Source organism: Bacteroides sp. ET336 (assembly GCF_024733815.1).
Classification (GTDB): Bacteria; Bacteroidota; Bacteroidia; order Bacteroidales; family Bacteroidaceae; genus Phocaeicola; species Phocaeicola cellulolyticus.
The window spans coordinates 54,735-72,853 of sequence record NZ_JANRHK010000010.1 but is presented as its reverse complement, the minus strand read 5'-3'; the positions used below and the strand labels follow the sequence as shown (position 1 = coordinate 72,853).

Below are 18,119 nucleotides of genomic sequence, written 5' to 3'. Positions count from 1 at the left end.
ACTCAGATGTCTATTTCCGTAAACCTTGAAAAGCGTCTTCCGTCCCTTTCTATAGTCTCGAAAAACATCTTTTCCGGTCTGACCCAATAAGATTTCTCTCCATAGAGAGCCTGATATACAACCATCCGCTCCTGAGTTTCACTGTCAAAAGCGGAATGGATATATTTATAGGTACCACCCTTGAAATGACGGAAATATCTTTCTTCTTTTTTAGGAAACTCCATCAGCATCTTCATGGCCAAGGGCGCATACCAGGTCTTCACTTCCTGTTCTGTGGGAGTATGCGCACCCGGGAAATGATGGGAATTGTTGTAATGCTCCAGGAACATGGGCTCATAGTGAGCCAGTCTGTCCTGTTCGCCGAATAGTCCCCAGACACGGTCTCTGTAATACGGATTACAGCAGTCAAACTGAATCTTTTCGAGTTTGGCAAACTCTTCGATTAAAGCTTCATCTATGATAAACGTCTGATTGCCGTCCTTGCGTGGGGCTTTGTACTGATGCTCACCGATTCTTTCTTTCAAGAATTTCGTCATCTCAAAGTGCGGATTGCCAAGCAATGCCGGGATGCCGACTATCGGGGCGAGCATCTGCGCAAGAAAAGATCCGCAGCTGTTACCCAGCAGCAGGTCGGGCGATTCCTGTTCAATGATTGAGCGTACCTGTTTTAATGCCTCCTTGGGATGAAGCGGAAGGTCTGGCGTTAAGAAGGAGGCATGATTTTCAAATGCTTCTTTCAGAGCAACTGCCATCGGACAACTTCCTGTGGCAAAGAATCCGTGAAGGAAAAGTATCTTTTTCATTATAGTCAGCTTTTATCCATATCTTTCGATGTATCCTCTTCATTTTTCTTTTTGATAGGTCCGGAATGGTTTCCTCTATTGAGTTTGATGCCATGCTTGTTCAGAATACGGAACACAGAACTTCTGCTTTTGAAGCCGCTTGCTCTCCATATCTCATCTATAGGATGACCGGCTGCATACAGATTGATAACTGTCTTTTCTCTGTCGAGCTTTTGTAATTTTGTGGAAGAAACCTTCGGTAATGATGCAATCATCTTCGCCTGCAGGTTCACCATATGCTCGGCAGTCTTTCTCAAAGCAAGTACTTCTTCAGGTAAGGCACCCATCATTTCCAGCACATCCGATGGCTTGGTTTCAGGGAAAAGCTGGTTCTTGGAATCAATCCGGTCGTGTATGCTTATGACGCGAATAGCTTTTACCCGGCAAAATTCCAGGAAAGTAGCCAGTTCCCGACTGCCACGGATGGCATTTGAAAATTTGGGGATAACAAGTTCATCCCCCCTTTGCAGGGCAACCATGAGTTGCTTCCAAAGCGGCCTGTTGCGTTCGTTCTCATCGCACTCCTCTACAATGCGTATACATCCGAAGTTATTCATCCACTCCCTGTCTTCTTCCAGTTTGTCATACTGGGATATTGCCATAATGTAACCTATCTTTGCCATATTATAAAGGTTTTGACTGATAATCAAATAGATGCCTTATCTTGTCTTGAAAAATATATAGTATGATAATTCTCCAAGAGTATAATGAACACGACTCTGATGCAAAGGTATAAATTATATTCATATTGGTAATCATACTGATATGACAGATTTTATAATCGACTTCTTTTTTAACAACTTCTTATTATCAATAGATATGTATTATAAATCATACTATTATGAGTATGAAATATAAATTAGTATAAACTGAATATTTTATACTGACAATGTGGAATTTTATCTATACATTTGCCACATAACAAACAAAATTATGCCAATGATATATAGAAATTTAATCGGTAAGAATCACTGTAGTAGCGGTTTGATTGGTATGTCTGACGCAGGTTCAGGAAAACAAGTGAAAGAAAGTAAATCAAGTGAAAGAAAAAATACTCAAATGAGTTTAATCTTTCACTTGATTTTTTTATGCTCTGTACTCTTGTTTTACTCATGCAACAATCATGAGAAATATGATTTTGAGTCCTCTGATGAAGCTCTGAATGAATACGATAATCTTTATAAGACTGTCAGATCACAGGAAACGTGCAATGCCGAGCAACTTGCCTCATTTATCAATCTGTGGTATGAATGCTCAGACACAGTCTACAAATTTATTCAGAAAGACCCTTCGTTTACGGCTCATGCCGGTCTGACCATGAGGTTTGACAGTATAACGGATTCCATTCGCACGAGGTTGATGGAGCTTGCGGACAACTTTACTCTAAGCGATGTGGCATATGTCAAACTTCATACTTCTATCTATGGTCAGGATAAGGAACTTGACTCATTAAAGCGACATGCAACAGTATTCTTTTCCTCATTGGATAGCATTCCTGTATATACCGGGAATATTAGAGACTTACTTGCCGATTACTCAGAGTTTCTGCTTTCATATAAATTACATGGGGTACACTCAGAAGATGCGCTTCTTCGATTTATCCGTATGGAAGACTTCTTCTTCCGAAGCTTTCTTGCTTCCATTGACGAGTGCTCAGCTTTGGGTATGGCGGATATTACTGATATGACGGCCAATATTTGTGACAGCATTTATAAGGAAGCATCAAATGGTAAAATCAAGGCTGATGAAACTATTACCTATATGTCCATGAGGACAGGCCGCCGTCTGCTTCTGAATGCCAAAGTCTGTCATGAGAAACTGAAACGTGGTATAGTAAAGGATTCGCAATATGCCAATGCTTACTTGTGGATGATGTTACAACCTTATCTCTCGATAGATGCCCTTGCCATAACAATGCTGACACCGGAACAGATTCGGCTTATGACGGATATGGCAAAGGATTATCCGGCTATCATTTCCAGATTAGACAGCAAACACTTAATCGATCGGGATGTGACCACAAAAATACCGAATCAGCTAATTCGATTATACATATCAACCATCTAATCATATAAATATCATGTTACAGGAAGCTATTTTAAAATTCAGATCATCCGGTCCCATATTGTTGCCAGCCATTATTGATAATTACTGGCTTGGGGAAATCAAGACTTACGAAGATTATGCCGTACTTCCTTATGAAGTACACGAACCTCAGCCTCTCGAAAAGGTTTTGGACATGTTTGAGATGAATGCGGATCTTGCCATTCTTTACCACATAGTGCCATCATCCGCTACCGCATACGGACATGAATGCTGCGCCTACTGTTATCCGGTGACGGAACGTATGTTCAAGATAAACTGCAAGACACATACGGACGGTCTTATCCATGAGTTATATGTTACCATCTACAATTCCATTGAGGTTATGTCTGCTGACATTTTTGAAGATTTGCGACTACATGAACGTCGTGGAAAATTCATAGAAAAGCGAGAGCATGTCCAGATAATGAATGACTTCAACTGCGGACTTTGAATGAACAGGAAAACGTATTACCTCATTGCAGACATCATACAGAAAAACAGGACATGGATAAAGGTTATCGGTACAGAAAAACTGGTAGAGATGCGAATACTTCAGGATGGAATGCTGAAGCCGCTGCTGTTTAAAGCTATCACTTTGAAAAGCTACAGGGAACATTACTGTTTCAAGAGGTCCTGTACCTGGAACATCAATGAATACGATTTGAACATGGGTCTGTTGGCTCTCTGCAAAAAAGACCCTTCAGCCTCTGAACGGATTAAGCATGATGCGCTCACTTTGCGTGATGTCGAATACATTATAGAGAAAGCTTCTTTCGGTATAATAAAACTTGAACTTGACGATTATGAATACTAACAGGAAAATTTATGTTTTTTATTTTACAGTCATCCTGCTGGCTGTACTGGCGATGATGGTATTTGACCTGAATATAATAATCAAGGCTATACTGTGTTTCCTCATATTCTCTTGCCTGATGGTTATGAGAAGCATTAAAAGGGCCTATGACCTGGCCGATGATATTGACCCTGATACGTTGGACAAGATGACTTCATTGACTGATGATTATGCCATAGGAGATGAGAAAAGGAATCACGATTCCAATTTGGATTCTTATCTGAATCTTCTCATCGAAACGGATGAAGAACTTTCAAAAGACCCCACTATTGACCAGAAATCGTTCAGCTATAATGTCCGGTTGAACAGGCGCATAGCTGAACGGTTGGAGTCAATCCAGAGAAAAGAGCAGGAACACGTTGAGAATACAAATAACTAAATGAATTCACTATGATACATACATTAACCATCATCCGTTTTTTGTTCCCGTTCCTGCTACTTCTGGCATTTTTTTGCTTATATAAAAAAACGTACCGCTGCATGCAAAGCTTCATGTGGAGGATGGTAGTATTTGACAGTGCAAGAAAATTTTATTTAAGTATTATGATGCTTACACTCATCTTCATCAACTGGTGCTGTTGTATGACAGAGCCCAATCTGGCAGTTGGACTGTCAAGCATCCTGACGCTGGCACTTTTGAACAGAAGGATTGCCGATAGTACCCTTCATATTCTGCATGAAAGGAAACGGTTTTGGCTTATCACACTCCTGATAGCAGTGGTATGTTATGCCACCCCTTATATGAACAGTGTGTTTCAGCTTTTTTTCCTGCTAAGTGTGGCAGCTGTCTTTTATCCGTCTGAAAGAGTCCTTCAGCAGAAAAGCGTACTTGAAGACTGCGACAGTTTTAAAAGCCAGATGGACTGGATAATGAAGAACTACTATTAATGCCACTTACATGTGGAATATATATTCCTTGCTTGCTTTTTTCCCACTTTTTAAATGTAATCTAAAAATGACGCAAATGACTAACAATAAAAACAATTCTTCTCCTGAATTGAATGACCCACAGGGCATAGACCGCTCCCTGTTGGAGTATCTGAAGCCTAAATCAGAGGACCGTTACAGCAAACTGGAAGCCTATTGTGATCTGCTCACCAGAGCGACATCAGGAACATATTCCACATCCGTTGTAGTAGGAAATCTGAAATTACTTCCCGGCCAGTTTATTGCCACCATATCTGAACTTGCAAGGAAGTGGCAATGGCAACGTGCTACAGTCCGTCAGTTCCTGACCGGTCTTGCCAACCTGGGCCATCTAACCATGGAGCAATTCTCAAAAAGCTATGTGTTTTCCGTAAGCCAGGAACAACGCCTTTCTCTCTTTGTTGAGACACCGTCTGATATATTGGACTTCAACGCACTTCAGTTTGTACGGTTCATTAAAGGACGCAACACTGCCGGTCAGGTGGCCCAATCATATAATTGTTATTTCAACAAGGTTATGGAATTGGCGGTAACGGAGAACGACGGAGGCAGACCTGCCCGACATGTTCTCAAACAGCAGGGTCAAGTATTTGACTCGCTGGCAAAGTCCATATTTCAGGTCTTGAAAATGGAGAAGGAAATGCCTGAAGAACTGTCGGATTCCATCGGCCTTCTCTTTGGAAAAGACCATGTATGGGACTGGCAGAAAGTAATAGAAATCCTTGGCATTCTGGCTGTGGCCATACGTGAAAACAGAAAGCCGGGTTATATGGCAGAACCCGTATCCCGTTATACGAAAGCAGAAGTTATTCTCCTTGACTGCATATTTGAATACTACGTATCTGACCCGGGAACATTTTATTATGATGACCCTCCTCGACCTGATTTAAGCCCCGTAGAGGACAGAACGGATGATAAGCCTGGGGGCACTTCCTCTATTGAAAACGGAACGGATTAAACGCCTTATTAACGATGCACGGCATGTCATACGCTTTTATACACTTCGTCTTTGTCCCGCTAACGGATAGATGCAACGACAGGCAGCGTGCTTGCACGTACCACTTTTTTACAGTCTCGGGAAGCCTAATACCCCGACCGCTATGAAGCGGCGGGAGGGCTGACCAGATAAACAGCAAGCTGGGTCAGTTTTCTAAGTGTGCGTATGACCGCAAAGGAGACTGAAAAAAGGCTCAGAATAACGCAAAAAATAAAATTGTCATTATGGGTACTACATCAAAACAAGTCATGGATATAAAGACTTCCAAAGGGCTCTCACAGACGAGCAATGAGGAGTTACGTGCCTGGACGGATAAAGGATGGGAGCAGGCTATGCGTGAGGGTAACTATGACCGCAGCCGTGAACATCTTAATTTCGAGGTACAAAAAGGTGGCATAGTCACACCGATAGATAAGAAGCGTCCGTTGACAAAACGCATGGCAGAAAACCTTGCGTCACGTGGCATCAAGGATCCGAATGAAGGACTAGCCGAGCCACGTTTCCGGACAGTGGTCAACTTCATATTCGGAGGCTCAACCGACCGTATGCGTGAGCTGGCCTTCGGCAATCAGGTAGTTGACTTTGAGAGCAAAGGAGGTAACGAACATGTAAGGCGTATGCCGGAAATAGAAGAATGGGCACGTGACATTTATCGCTTCGTGGCAGATAAATATGGAGAGGAAAACATCATTTCCTTTATAGTTCACTGTGACGAGAAGAACCCGCATGTTCACTGTGCTCTACTACCGATAGACCAGAACGGCAAGTTTGCTTTCAAGCAGATTTTCCATGGACAGAACCGTCTGGAGTTTAAGAATTATATGCTTGCCCTGCACGACGAGCTTGCGAAGGTCAATGAAAAATGGGGCCTTACAAGAGGGGTGTCGGTTGTAGAATCTGGTGCGAGGCATCGCTCTACTGAGGAATACCGACGATGGCTGGCCAATGCCTGTGTGACACTTGAAGCCCAGTTGGAGAACAACAGGAAGTTGCTTAAGTCTCTGAACGAGGAACTGGCAATAGCCCAGAAGAAACAGAAGTCATTTACGACCATGATTGATAATCTGAAGACGGAGAAAGACCGTCTTGAAGATGAACTTCGTCCTCTTCGGGAAATGCAGGCCAACAGCGAGAGTATCAGTGCAGAGATTGCACGCAAGATTCAAAGTCTCGAATACCAGAAGGCTCAGGTTGAAGCTAAACTGGCAGACAAGGAAAAGAAACTTGATGAGACTAACCGGTTGCTTGAAGCTCTTCGTGAAGATAAGGCTGACATCGAGCAGCAAGCCAGGGAACTGGAAGACAAGGCCAATCAGTCTGAACTTTCATGGGCTCATAACATGAGCTATCACTTGAACGGTGCAATGCTTGACACAATGTCACAGGAGTTCACATCCCGCTATCACCATCTGCCGGAGGAAACAAAATCCTTGTTTGACGATACACTGATCTGCCAACTGGCAGAACAGGGAAATCATGTTGTCATGGTTGCCTTGAACCTTGTGTGCGGTTATGTGGACGATGCTACGACCATTGCCCAGACTCACGGAGGTGGCGGTGGCCCCTCCACTGGTTGGGGAAGGCGGCCGGAAGATGATGACCGTGAGTGGGCACGTAGGTGTCTGGCAATGGCACGCAAGATGTGTGCGCCATCTGTCAAACGGAAGAAGAGAATGTAATGGTAAGCCTGTTGGCTTATGACAGTATCAACGACTATTAAAGTATAAACTATATGAGAAAGAATATTCTTATGCTTTTAACTGGATGTCTTGCTGCAATGACAGTCTCTGCAAGTAACATCCATCACAATACTGACAGCATTTATAAGCAAAATACTTTCAGTCAGGAGCAGATGCTCTTGCCTATGAATCCTACATATCTGAAGAATGTAAGCGAAGCAGCCAACTGGGGTAGAAATTGGTTTATAGAAATTAAGGGCGGGGCTTCAGCTTTTCTCGGATCACCCATTGGTTGCGGTGATGTGTTCGACCGGATAACACCTGCCTTGAAGGTAGGTGTTGGAAAGTGGTTCACACCCGCAATCGGTGGACGTGTAGGTTTCCAGGGACTGACGTTCAAGAACGCTGAGTTCAAATCCATGAAGTATCAGTTCTGTCATGCAGACCTGATGTACAATCTGACTTCAGGACTCCGTCAGAATGAGTACGGACTCTCTCTTTGGGATATTGTTCCTTATGTGGGAGTGGGTATGATTCATAATGCGAACTGGTCTGATCCATGCTCATGTGGCAGAGGTTCAGATGGCAGCCGTCCGTTCGCCTTTACCTATGGACTGGAGATAGGTTACAGAATTGGCAACAGGGTAAAACTTGTTGCCGGAGTCAGTGGACTGACTACAGCCCAGAATTTTGATAATATGGGTAGCTCTATAAAATTCAAGGATAATATGCTTACGGTCTCAGCCGGTCTCTCCATCACATTAGGCAAGACTGGATGGAAGCGTGTGGTTGATGCTAAACCTTATATCAAGCAGAATGCTTATCTCAAGGATTACATCTCCTATATGAAGGATGAGAATATACGATTGCAGAAAAAAATGTCTGGAGATAAAGAGGTACAGACTGTCTATCCCAAGAATAACTATAGTGGGCTTAACTCACTAAGAGCACGGTTGTCCGGGAAAAAGTCTGGCTCACCAGAAAGCAAATTAGGTATTGACGGTATAGCTGAAAACTCGGCTGATGATGCTGAAATCGGTCTTGTGGATACGTATGTACAGATTGGAAACTGCCACTCAGATTCACTTTTGTCTGCTGGTCAGAATATATCTGATAATCTTATGTCTGCAAATAATAATGCATTGGACTCAATTGCAATTTCAGGTCATTCTAAGATAACTGTGGGTGTTCCAGTGTACTTCTTCTTCCAGCTAAATTCTGATAAGCTTGTAGATGAATCCCAGATCGTGAACCTTGATGACATTGCAAAAATATCCAAGGCACATAATTTAAAAGTGGCCATATCCGGAGCAGCTGACAGCGCCACTGGTACACAGTCCATCAATCAGGAACTTGCTCAGCGTCGTGCCAGATATATTGCTCAAATGCTTGTGGATAAAGGGGTATCCGAAAGTCTCATTCATCTGCATAGCTTTGGTGGAATAGATAAATATAAGGTCAATGACTCAAACCGCTTTGCGGTAGTCATGCTTACTGAATGATAGAAGTTGTTTTTTGTATAAGCTACAAAGTCTTGAGACTTTCATTAAAATTTAAATCTCATATTTAAAAATTTGTCGAGAAGGTATGCTTGGATTTTCCTTGCATACCTTTTTTATGTGGGCTAACATGGAAATGTTTTTCATACTACAACTTAAATGTTGGGAATTGATGTCTCAAGACAAAATCAGATGAATATCGAAAATGATTGGAAAAGTTGATTTTTAACGATTTTATTAGATGGGAAAATATTCAATGATACTTAAATAATACCTTGTATTTTTGAAATTTATTGAGAAATATTTCCTTGGATAATTTTAATTTTGTACCTTTACAGACAAATTATAAAGTATCTTAGAGTTATGTATTATCCAAGAATGATAGACGGATATTTGCTGGAATGGTCACAAAGGTCTTCACATAAACCTTTGCTGTTAAGAGGTGCGCGTCAAGTAGGAAAGTCAACAGCAGTTCGTCATCTGAGTCAGAAGTTCAAGAGCTTTGTGGAGGTGAACTTTGAACGGCAACCTTCATATAAGCAGCTATTTCAAGGCGATATTGATGTGAAACGAATTGTTCCACAAATGGCGGCTATTGCCGGTAAGCCGATAGAACCAGGAAGCACACTTCTGTTTCTTGATGAGATTCAGGCTTGTCCCGAAGCCATCATGTCACTCCGATTTTTCAAAGAGGACATGCCCGAACTTCATGTGATAGCTGCAGGCTCTTTGTTAGAGTTCGCACTTGAAGAACTGCCAACATTTGGTGTCGGCAGGATTCACTCGATGTTTATGTTTCCGATGACGTTCGATGAGTTCCTGCTTGCTAATGGCGAGAATTTGCTTATTGAGGCGCGGAATCAAGCTACGTCATCAGCACCACTGCCAGCTCCTCTATATGAAAAGTTGGTGGGGCTACTCCGTACTTTCATGCTTGTTGGCGGAATGCCTGAAGCCGTGAGCAAATGGGTGGAGACCCACGACTATCTGGCTTGCCAGGAGGTGCAGGATGATATTGTCGTTACCTATGAAGACGATTTTCCGAAATATAAGAAGCGTGTTGATCCTATGCTTTTGCGCCTGACCATGCGTAGTGCAGCCGTTCAAGCCACTAAAAAGTTTGTCTATTCTCAGGTCGGCGGCAGTTATAGTACTTCAGAAGTGAAGAAAGCCCTTGAAATGCTTATTCTTGCAGGCATACTGATTCCTGTCACACATACGTCAGCCAATGGCGTACCTTTAGGAAGTGAGGCTGATTATTCCTATCGTAAGATGCTTTTGCTCGACACTGGTTTGATGTTGCGTCTGCTGAATATGACGACCGGTGATGTAAGTGAGCTGACAACCCAAATCCTAACATCTGATGTTTCAGAATTGGCAAACAAAGGACCAATGGCAGAAATGGTTGCAGGACTGGAAATACTGCACTACAAAACTCCGAACATCCGCCATGACTTGTTTTACTGGCTTAGAATGGCGAAAAATTCCTCTGCAGAGATTGATTATCTTGTAACATATAAGCAGCAAGTTGTTCCCATCGAGGTGAAGGCGGGAATGCAAGGCGGAATGAAGAGCCTTTGGCTGTTTATGAACGAAAAGCATTTGGACAATGCTCTTAGATGCTCAATGGAGAACTATGGAAGTTTTGAGTATCAGGATGTCAAGGATAATAATGCAGTACGTCACGTACAAATCTGCCCACTCTATGCCATGTCGCAAATGGATAAACTGCTGAGTGCCTTTTTGTGGAAGAATAATCAGTAGAGTAATGTGTTCCTTATCGAATGGCAAGGCTTCATTTCATGGAATATAACGAAAGACTTTATTTGAACATCAATGTGGAATACTATATTAATTAAAATATTATCGATATGTGGCCTTTTAATTATTTCAAAAAGAAGCGTGAAAAGGAAGAACAAGAACGCCGTCGCGCTGAAGAGCAAGCTAGCCAACAAAAGTTGGAGGAAGAGCGTATTGCACGTGAAAGAGAACGTAGGTTGGAAGAGAACCGTCGTAAAGAACTTGAACGTCAAGCCAAACTGAAAGCAGAACGTGAACAGAAAGAGTCAATACAGCCTTTTACATTTCGTTCCAATTGTCATCAGCGTTATGAAAACGACACTCCTGTTATGGGTTTACAGGAGTGTATTCGTACTGTCAGTATGGTAAAGAACACTGATGGTTGCCCTGGTTACAAGTTAGCCCCCGGCGTTGGTTACATCGTAAAGATATACAATGATGACCTGGGTAAGCCGAACATGTCAGACAAACCTATGAAGGTTGTGAAAAAAACGGCAGACATGGTAGAATTGCGTGGTTTCCCTATCGAGGCACGATCTCCTTTCGGTTGGCAAGAAGTAGATTACAGCGACTATGGTTTTGTAGTTTATTTCAAAAATGGGCAAGTGGAAAAGTGTGTGCTTCATATGTATGACCGCAATATACGCCTGGAGTATTTGCATTCGTCAATCATTAAAAAGGAAGAGCCGAAAGAAGATGACAAACCTTTCAATAACAACATCTCAATTAGTGCAGTAGCCAATGGTTTTACATTTAATTTGAAGTTACCAAAGGTTAAGGTTGTCAAACAACCTTATCATGGTGACGCACAAATTATCGAGACGGACTCATCTGCTTATGCTAGAATTGTGAGAAAAGAGACAAACGGAACTGTTACTTTTGATATTAGCAATATAGCAGAACTTCGTTCAAAAAGAATACTTCAGCAGAATCCTACATTTGTTCCACAATTTGATTACCAATCACAAGGTAACGATTTCGAGGCAGCTTCTGCTGAAGTCGGAAATTCTTGGGAATCTGCTTCAAGTGGTAAAGAATATGTTTCATTATTTCAAATAACTCAACAGAAAGGTAAGATTGTTGCATTTATAATCAATAATCTTCCTAATGAAGATGATTTCTATTACTTGATAATGTTTAGTGAATAAAGTATGGCATCTTGGGAACATACAGACATAATCGTTGATGGGCAGCCTGTGAAAGCGCAGGCTCCTATCATCGTGTCGGCAAGTAGAAGTACGGATATTCCTGCATTCTATGCCGATTGGTTTTTTGACCGCTTAAAGAAAGGTTACTCAGCATGGACCAACCCATTTAATGGCGTGAAGTCTTATGTATCGTATGATAAAACTCGCTTTATAGTTTTTTGGTCAAAGAATCCTCGTCCGCTTCTTCCATATCTTGATTATCTCAAAGAAAGAAATATAAGGTGCTATATACAATACACATTGAATGATTATGAGAAGGAGGGATTGGAGAAAGTACCTTCACTTTTAAATCGCATTGAGACATTCAAAATGTTATCTGATAAACTTGGAGCGGACGCTGTTGTTTGGCGTTTCGATCCGATGATTCTTACAGATGATATTACTATAGATGACCTTATTAGTAAAGTTGAGAAGATTGGTGACCAGCTCAAAGGATATACGAAGAAATTGGTGTTTTCGTATGCTGACATCAAGCTTTATAAAAAGGTTAAATTGAATCTTGAAAAGAATGGCATTCCATATCATGAGTGGGAAACTGCGCAAATGGAGAAGTTCGCTATGAAATTATCAAAAATGAATAGTGAAAGAAACTGGAATTTCCAGCTTGCTACTTGCGGAGAGCAGATAGATATTGATAGATATGGAATAGCTCATAATAGGTGTATTGATGGAGATCTAATAACTCGCTTGGCGTGGGACGATAAGGTTCTTATGGATTTTATGAAGGTTAAAATTCAGCAGATGCCAGCACCGTCATTGTTTGAAGATTCACCATCATTACCTGATGGTGCAATTATTCTGCCACACAATCAATTCTTCCTAAGTGCTCACAAGAAAGATCCAGGACAAAGAGCCCTGTGTGGATGTATGGCAGCTAAAGATATTGGTGAATATAACACTTGTCCACATCTATGTGAATACTGCTATGCAAATACAACTAAGCATTTAGCTTTAGAGAATTGGAAACGTCATCAGCAGAATAAAAATGCTGATACAATAACAGGGAAATAATTATGTCAAATTTTATAGATATATTCAGAAGAAACAGAAATATCTCGTTTGTCGGTATGAGAGATGCAGCATTGACTCTTCTTCCTGCTGATCGAACGAGTCGTAATAAGCTGTATCAGGATTTAGAACGAGGTAAAGGCATATTAGATGACGAAGACCATCTAAATATGTATTTACATAGCTTCGGTAAAATGCATAAAGCGAAGCTTGATGCTGCTTTTGGTTGCATTCCTGATATTTCTGAAATCTTCTCAGAAGAAGTGGAGATTTACGATTGGGGTTGCGGTCAAGGAACAGCCTCAGTATGCTTATTGGATTTTCTACATTCAAAGAATATATCACCTAATATCAAGCATTTTTGCTTGGTAGAGCCTTCTTCTGCTGCTGTCGAAAGAGCAACACAGGTTATTGAAAGTTTTAGTTCTGCATATTTCGTAAAGTCCATTACTAAGGGTTTTGACTCTTTGAGTCCGGAAGATTTCAAGAAATCGAATATTAGGAAAGTACATCTTTTCAGTAATATTCTCGATGTAGAAGCTTTTGACCTTGCACGATTCATTCACTTGTTCCAACAGCTATTCGGAAGTGATAACTATTTTGTGTGCATCGGTCCTTATTACAGCAACAACAGACGTGTTGATGAATTCGTAGCTGCCACAGCACCTGATATTATGTATGCCACGATGAATAAGGAACGTGGGACATGGCAGGGTGACTGGACAATCTCAATGCGTATATTCTTCAAACATTTCGACCGCATTGAGACCGTTGAGAATATTGGTAAACGTATTGAAGATTCGCATAAGAAAGAACAGTTCTTTGCTGGATTTGTTCTTGATGCTGTCGCAGAGGAATATAGCAAATCTGATAAGGCAGATAATGCTGAAGAACTTTATCGTTCTCTTTCTGCTTTCGATGTCAAATCAAATATACCTCTTGCTTATAATTCAAATACAGACTCCAAACTTGCAGTCTTGGCAAATATCATATCAAGAGGTTTGCCAACAAAGGCTCCGTTGTTATTAGAGAATACTTTTTCTGATTTATTCCATATTTCAACCAAGCCAAAAGAAGGAGCGATACTTGATTATAAATCTACTCATAAAGTTTCGGTGCAGGAAATTTATGAAGCCCTGCATATTATAGATCCTCGTTTTAATGTAGATTTCTATAATGGAGATATGCTTGACAGTTCCTTTGAGAAAGATTTTATTGAAAAATACTTGGAAGGTTCTCAAAGTGAATATCTGATTCAAGTTTTTGAGCCACAACGTAATCTTTCATCAATTGTAGATATTCCTGATAGAAGATTCAGCAAAGATCAACGAGTAGATTTTGCGTTGGAAATTCCTTATGGTGATGCAAGAACCGGCTTCATTCTTGAGATGGACGGTCTGCGTTATCATTCTAATATATTCAGTAGAATTAGCGATGAGCGACGTGACCGAATGGCTCTCAATGGAGGCTGGGATACATATCGTATTGAACAACTGAATAATATGGCGTTCATGCAAAATTGGGAAAGTGACGCTGCTTCAGTTGACTACTTACAGATTATAAAGGCTAATTACAAAAAGGCTCTGTCTGGAAATTGGTTGGACACTTTGCAAATAGTTCTTGCACCAATGGCAATTGCACGAGTAGAACGAATGTTGGTGGAGGCAATGATGTCCGGTGCTCTTAGTCTTGATAGCGATGTATGGAATATTGCCATTGTAGAACGTGACATCCCATGTTCTGCATTGGCTATAAAGGACCTTGCTGAAAAATATAGGTATATTTGTGAATTAGCAGCTTCATCAGATAGACTGCCGGAGATAAAGCTTCAGATCATATCAACAGAAGAATTCAAAAAATCTCCATTGCATTTGGGAAACCGTGTCGCTACTCAAATGCCAGAAGGACATTTTGACCTATGCTTGGATATATCAATGTTACTTAGAGACAACATTGATGCCCTTCCTTTGAATGTCGATGCAGATACTGTCTATCTTATCCGTTCTTCTCATTACAAGAAACGTGAGCGAACAATCTGCGCTGCAGACAATATACAATATCCTCCATTGGTTACAAAAGATGGCACAGGGTCTTATGTAAATATAAAGGAAAGGGAAGATGTCCTTACATATTTCTTGCGTGATATTTTCCGCAAGCCATCTTTCCGTCCTGGGCAGTTGCCTATTCTTAGCCATGCTTTAGCTGATAAAACTACAATAGGATTACTTCCTACTGGTGGCGGTAAGTCTTTGACATATCAGTTATCATGCATTTTACAACCTGGCGTTTCTATAATTGTTGACCCTCTCGTTTCACTTATGGTTGACCAGGTTCGAGGGTTGCGCGAAGCACGAATTGATGCTTGTGAATGTGTTAATAGTGGAATGAATGCCAAAGAGAAGGCTAAAAAACTGAATCTTCTTCAAAATGGTTCTGTCTTGTTCATGCTCCTTTCTCCGGAAAGATTTATGATGGAGAATTTTCGTTCAAGTTTGCTTACAATGACAGAGAAGAATCATGTGTATTTCTCTTATGGCATTATTGATGAGGTTCATTGCGTATCTGAATGGGGACATGATTTCCGTACTTCTTATCTCCACCTTGGACGAAACATGATAAATTTCATGAATACGAAATCAGGTCGTCCATTGTCTATTATAGGTTTGACGGCTACAGCATCGTTTGATGTTCTTGCAGACGTTGAGCGTGAATTGACTCTTGGTGGAAACCTTACTATTGACAGTGAAACAATTGTACGTCCTGAGTCTGATTCACGTCCTGAACTAACATATCGTATTATTGAGGTCTTTTCTAATTTTGATGAATTGAGAGAACCTAATGAGCAGTTCTTGCTTAAAGCAAAATCAGATTGGGAACTTAAAGATGTTGTAGCAACAGCAAAAAAGAATAAGATGTATGAGCTACTGCATGAAATACCTTCAGATATAGTGCAAGTCAATCAGCATGAGACTGAGAAATCAAGGGTTGCTCATATAGAGGATTTTTCAGCAGAGGATTTCTATTCGGCAGATAGTGAACAACACTATAAAAATGCTGGAATAGTATTCTGTCCACATGCACATGGAACTTTCGGTGTAGAAGATAATGTTTGGGGTACCAGGACTGGTATCTCCACTGAATTGCGAGAGCATGAGCCGGAATTGTCGATGGGTACGTTTGTTGGCGGTGACAAGCCTTCTGGTGATATGAAGTCATTTAATGAAAATGACCAAAATCTGATGGTGGCCACTAAAGCGTTCGGTATGGGTATAGATAAGCCAAATATCAGATATACAATTCATATAAATCACCCTTCATCCATTGAAAGTTATGTTCAAGAGGCAGGTCGTTGTGGTCGTGATAAGAAGCATGCCATATCTTATGTTTTATATGATCCGACAGAATTCATTGAATTTACTATAGATAAAATAAATGATATTCGATATTTGATGGGGGATGAAGACCCAACATGGCTTGAACGATATATAAATAAGTTTGTTCTTGCAGATGATATTCCTGCATTGTGCAAATATAATAACTGTACCAAAGAACAGACAGATAAGATTCTTGATATTATCAGAAAGCAAGGATTTCTGGAGAACATAGACAAGGACATTAACTTGTGGTTCCATAATAACTCGTTCCGTGGTCTATTCAAGGAGAAGGTCATTCTTGTTGAACTCACTGATAGAATAATCAATGCTAAGCCTACACTTTTAACAGAGATTCAGGCAAAGTTGAGAGACGAAGCAGGAAACGAGGATGTGTGCTTAAAGATAGATACAAGAAAAAATGCAGTTAAAATCGTTTCGGAAGAAGATAATAACAAACAATATGGTTATATCTTCCTCGACAGCCTACGCCCGACTTATAATTATCTAGGTTTTGAATATTCATTATGCTCGTATATATCTAATTGTTTGATCCAGATACTCCAATCATATGAAGATTATTCTCCTAAGACACTTATGCGCCCTTTGGAGGGAGAAGACAATATCACAGAGGGTATATATCAGGCAATGGCACATGCTGACGAAGACGGCAATGCAAGTGTTGTTGTTTCTTGGGAGAATAATGTTCAACAAGATCCTGAAGGTTTTGAAGCTTCAATCAAAAAGGAAATTCTTGCTATTTCTGAGGAACAGGGATGGCAAAATATCAATGAGGACAGATACGGAAAGTTGGATTTGAAAAAAATTGGTGATTTTAATGAGTTGATAGCTAAGATAGCCAAATGCTCAGGTGATACTAGATGGCTTCGCAATCATGCAAATAAAAGCATCTATAAAAGGCTACGAATGGCTTTTTGTAAGAAAAGAGATAAAGATGATACAGATAAAGCAATATACAGAATGTGCTGCATAGGGCTTGTAGATGATGTGACTATTGATTATCTGTCACAAACATACGAACTTAAAATCCACAAACGAACTGATGAAGAGTTCAAACAGTATATGTTGGATTTCTTCCGTAAGTATTATTCTTTGGAGCAAGCTCAGAAGAAGGTGGATGAAATTGACAAACAGCCAGGGCGTAATTATTTAGACCGTTGCCTGGGCTATTTAACAGCCTTTGTGTATGAAAACCTTGAAAAGAAGCGTTATCGTGCCATCGAGGACATGTGTATAGCATGTGAGGACAGTATCATAGAACGTCAAGCAAATGGTAACGATGAATGGCTGAAGGAGTTTATTCATCTGTACTTCAACTCTAAGTATGCGCGAACCGGCTATGAAGTTAATGGAAAGCCTTATTCCCTGAAGGATGATACAGATATAGAAGGAAAAGATGGATTCGATGTCGTTAAGAAGTATATTGAAATAATTGACCCTGTTAATGATAACTCTGGCAGTGAAGTGGATAATGTCAAACATCTGTATGGCGCGACCTTACTTTGTCTGAGAGCACATCCTGATAATGCTGCTTTGCAGCTTTTGCTCGCTTATTGCATTACTTTTTTAGGCGCAGGGAATAACCAGACACTGAAAAATAATGCTTACAACAATTATATCGAAGGCTTTATGACTTTGTATAATAGGGATAATAAGCAGGTTTGGAGTGACATTGACACTTTTACATCTTATCTAAAAGCCAAAGTTCGTAAAGATGATAAGTTTATCAAGCAGAACTTGGTTGACGATGGTAAGAAAACGATAACACTGTTTGTCCATGAGGATAAGTTAAATGAAATAACAAAGAAATATCTAAAATAATTATATCA

The 18,119-nt window shown here is 40.6% G+C and carries 14 protein-coding genes; 12 read left to right on the top strand and 2 right to left on the bottom strand.

What is annotated here, in order from left to right:
• Positions 1-2: 2 nt before the first annotated feature.
• Together NW213_RS10385 and NW213_RS10380 are read right to left on the bottom strand one after the other, a co-directional pair.
• Entirely contained in the window at positions 3-803 is an 801-nt protein-coding gene (locus NW213_RS10385) for a YqiA/YcfP family alpha/beta fold hydrolase (protein WP_258322713.1), read from the bottom strand.
• Between the two features lie 5 nt (positions 804-808).
• On the bottom strand, positions 809-1,465 hold the full coding sequence (locus NW213_RS10380) for a recombinase family protein (protein ID WP_004312130.1): 657 nt from the start codon (positions 1,463-1,465) through the stop codon (positions 809-811).
• Between the two features lie 316 nt (positions 1,466-1,781).
• On the opposite strand from NW213_RS10380, the gene NW213_RS10375 reads away from it, so the two are divergent.
• The 12 genes from NW213_RS10375 (at position 1,782) to NW213_RS10320 (ending at position 18,111) form a co-directional block, all read left to right on the top strand.
• Positions 1,782-2,909: a hypothetical protein gene (locus NW213_RS10375; protein ID WP_004312131.1), complete on the top strand. Its 1,128-nt coding sequence runs from the start codon at positions 1,782-1,784 to the stop codon at positions 2,907-2,909.
• 13 nt (positions 2,910-2,922) lie between these two features.
• Positions 2,923-3,378, top strand: a complete 456-nt coding sequence (locus NW213_RS10370) for a hypothetical protein (RefSeq protein ID WP_004312132.1) — start codon at positions 2,923-2,925, stop codon at positions 3,376-3,378.
• Positions 3,379-3,741 carry a hypothetical protein gene (locus NW213_RS10365; RefSeq protein ID WP_005939535.1) on the top strand — a complete coding sequence of 121 codons (363 nt, stop codon included), beginning with the start codon at positions 3,379-3,381 and terminating at the stop codon, positions 3,739-3,741.
• The gene (locus NW213_RS10360) at positions 3,731-4,159 is read left to right on the top strand and encodes a hypothetical protein (RefSeq protein ID WP_009275656.1); all 429 of its coding nucleotides are present in this window, start codon (positions 3,731-3,733) and stop codon (positions 4,157-4,159) included. The genes NW213_RS10365 and NW213_RS10360 overlap by 11 nt, the downstream gene beginning before the upstream one ends.
• Before the next feature lie 101 nt (positions 4,160-4,260).
• Positions 4,261-4,668 carry a hypothetical protein gene (locus NW213_RS10355; RefSeq protein ID WP_004312134.1) on the top strand — a complete coding sequence of 136 codons (408 nt, stop codon included), beginning with the start codon at positions 4,261-4,263 and terminating at the stop codon, positions 4,666-4,668.
• Between the two features lie 76 nt (positions 4,669-4,744).
• Entirely contained in the window at positions 4,745-5,665 is a 921-nt protein-coding gene (locus tag NW213_RS10350; protein ID WP_004312135.1) for a hypothetical protein, read from the top strand.
• A gap of 263 nt (positions 5,666-5,928) precedes the next feature.
• Positions 5,929-7,383 carry a MobV family relaxase gene (gene mobV, locus NW213_RS10345; protein ID WP_004312136.1) on the top strand — a complete coding sequence of 485 codons (1,455 nt, stop codon included), beginning with the start codon at positions 5,929-5,931 and terminating at the stop codon, positions 7,381-7,383.
• A gap of 53 nt (positions 7,384-7,436) precedes the next feature.
• Complete coding sequence (locus NW213_RS10340; RefSeq protein WP_258322712.1) at positions 7,437-8,885, top strand: OmpA family protein; 1,449 nt, start codon at positions 7,437-7,439, stop codon at positions 8,883-8,885.
• 360 nt (positions 8,886-9,245) lie between these two features.
• Positions 9,246-10,646: an ATP-binding protein gene (locus NW213_RS10335; RefSeq protein WP_036644333.1), complete on the top strand. Its 1,401-nt coding sequence runs from the start codon at positions 9,246-9,248 to the stop codon at positions 10,644-10,646.
• Between the two features lie 107 nt (positions 10,647-10,753).
• On the top strand, positions 10,754-11,830 hold the full coding sequence (locus NW213_RS10330) for a hypothetical protein (protein ID WP_036632433.1): 1,077 nt from the start codon (positions 10,754-10,756) through the stop codon (positions 11,828-11,830).
• A 3-nt stretch (positions 11,831-11,833) separates the two neighbouring features.
• Entirely contained in the window at positions 11,834-12,901 is a 1,068-nt protein-coding gene (locus NW213_RS10325) for a DUF1848 domain-containing protein (protein ID WP_036632436.1), read from the top strand.
• A gap of 2 nt (positions 12,902-12,903) precedes the next feature.
• A complete protein-coding gene (locus NW213_RS10320; RefSeq protein WP_258322711.1) occupies positions 12,904-18,111 on the top strand; it encodes a DEAD/DEAH box helicase in 5,208 nt (1,735 codons plus the stop codon).
• Positions 18,112-18,119: the final 8 nt, after the last annotated feature.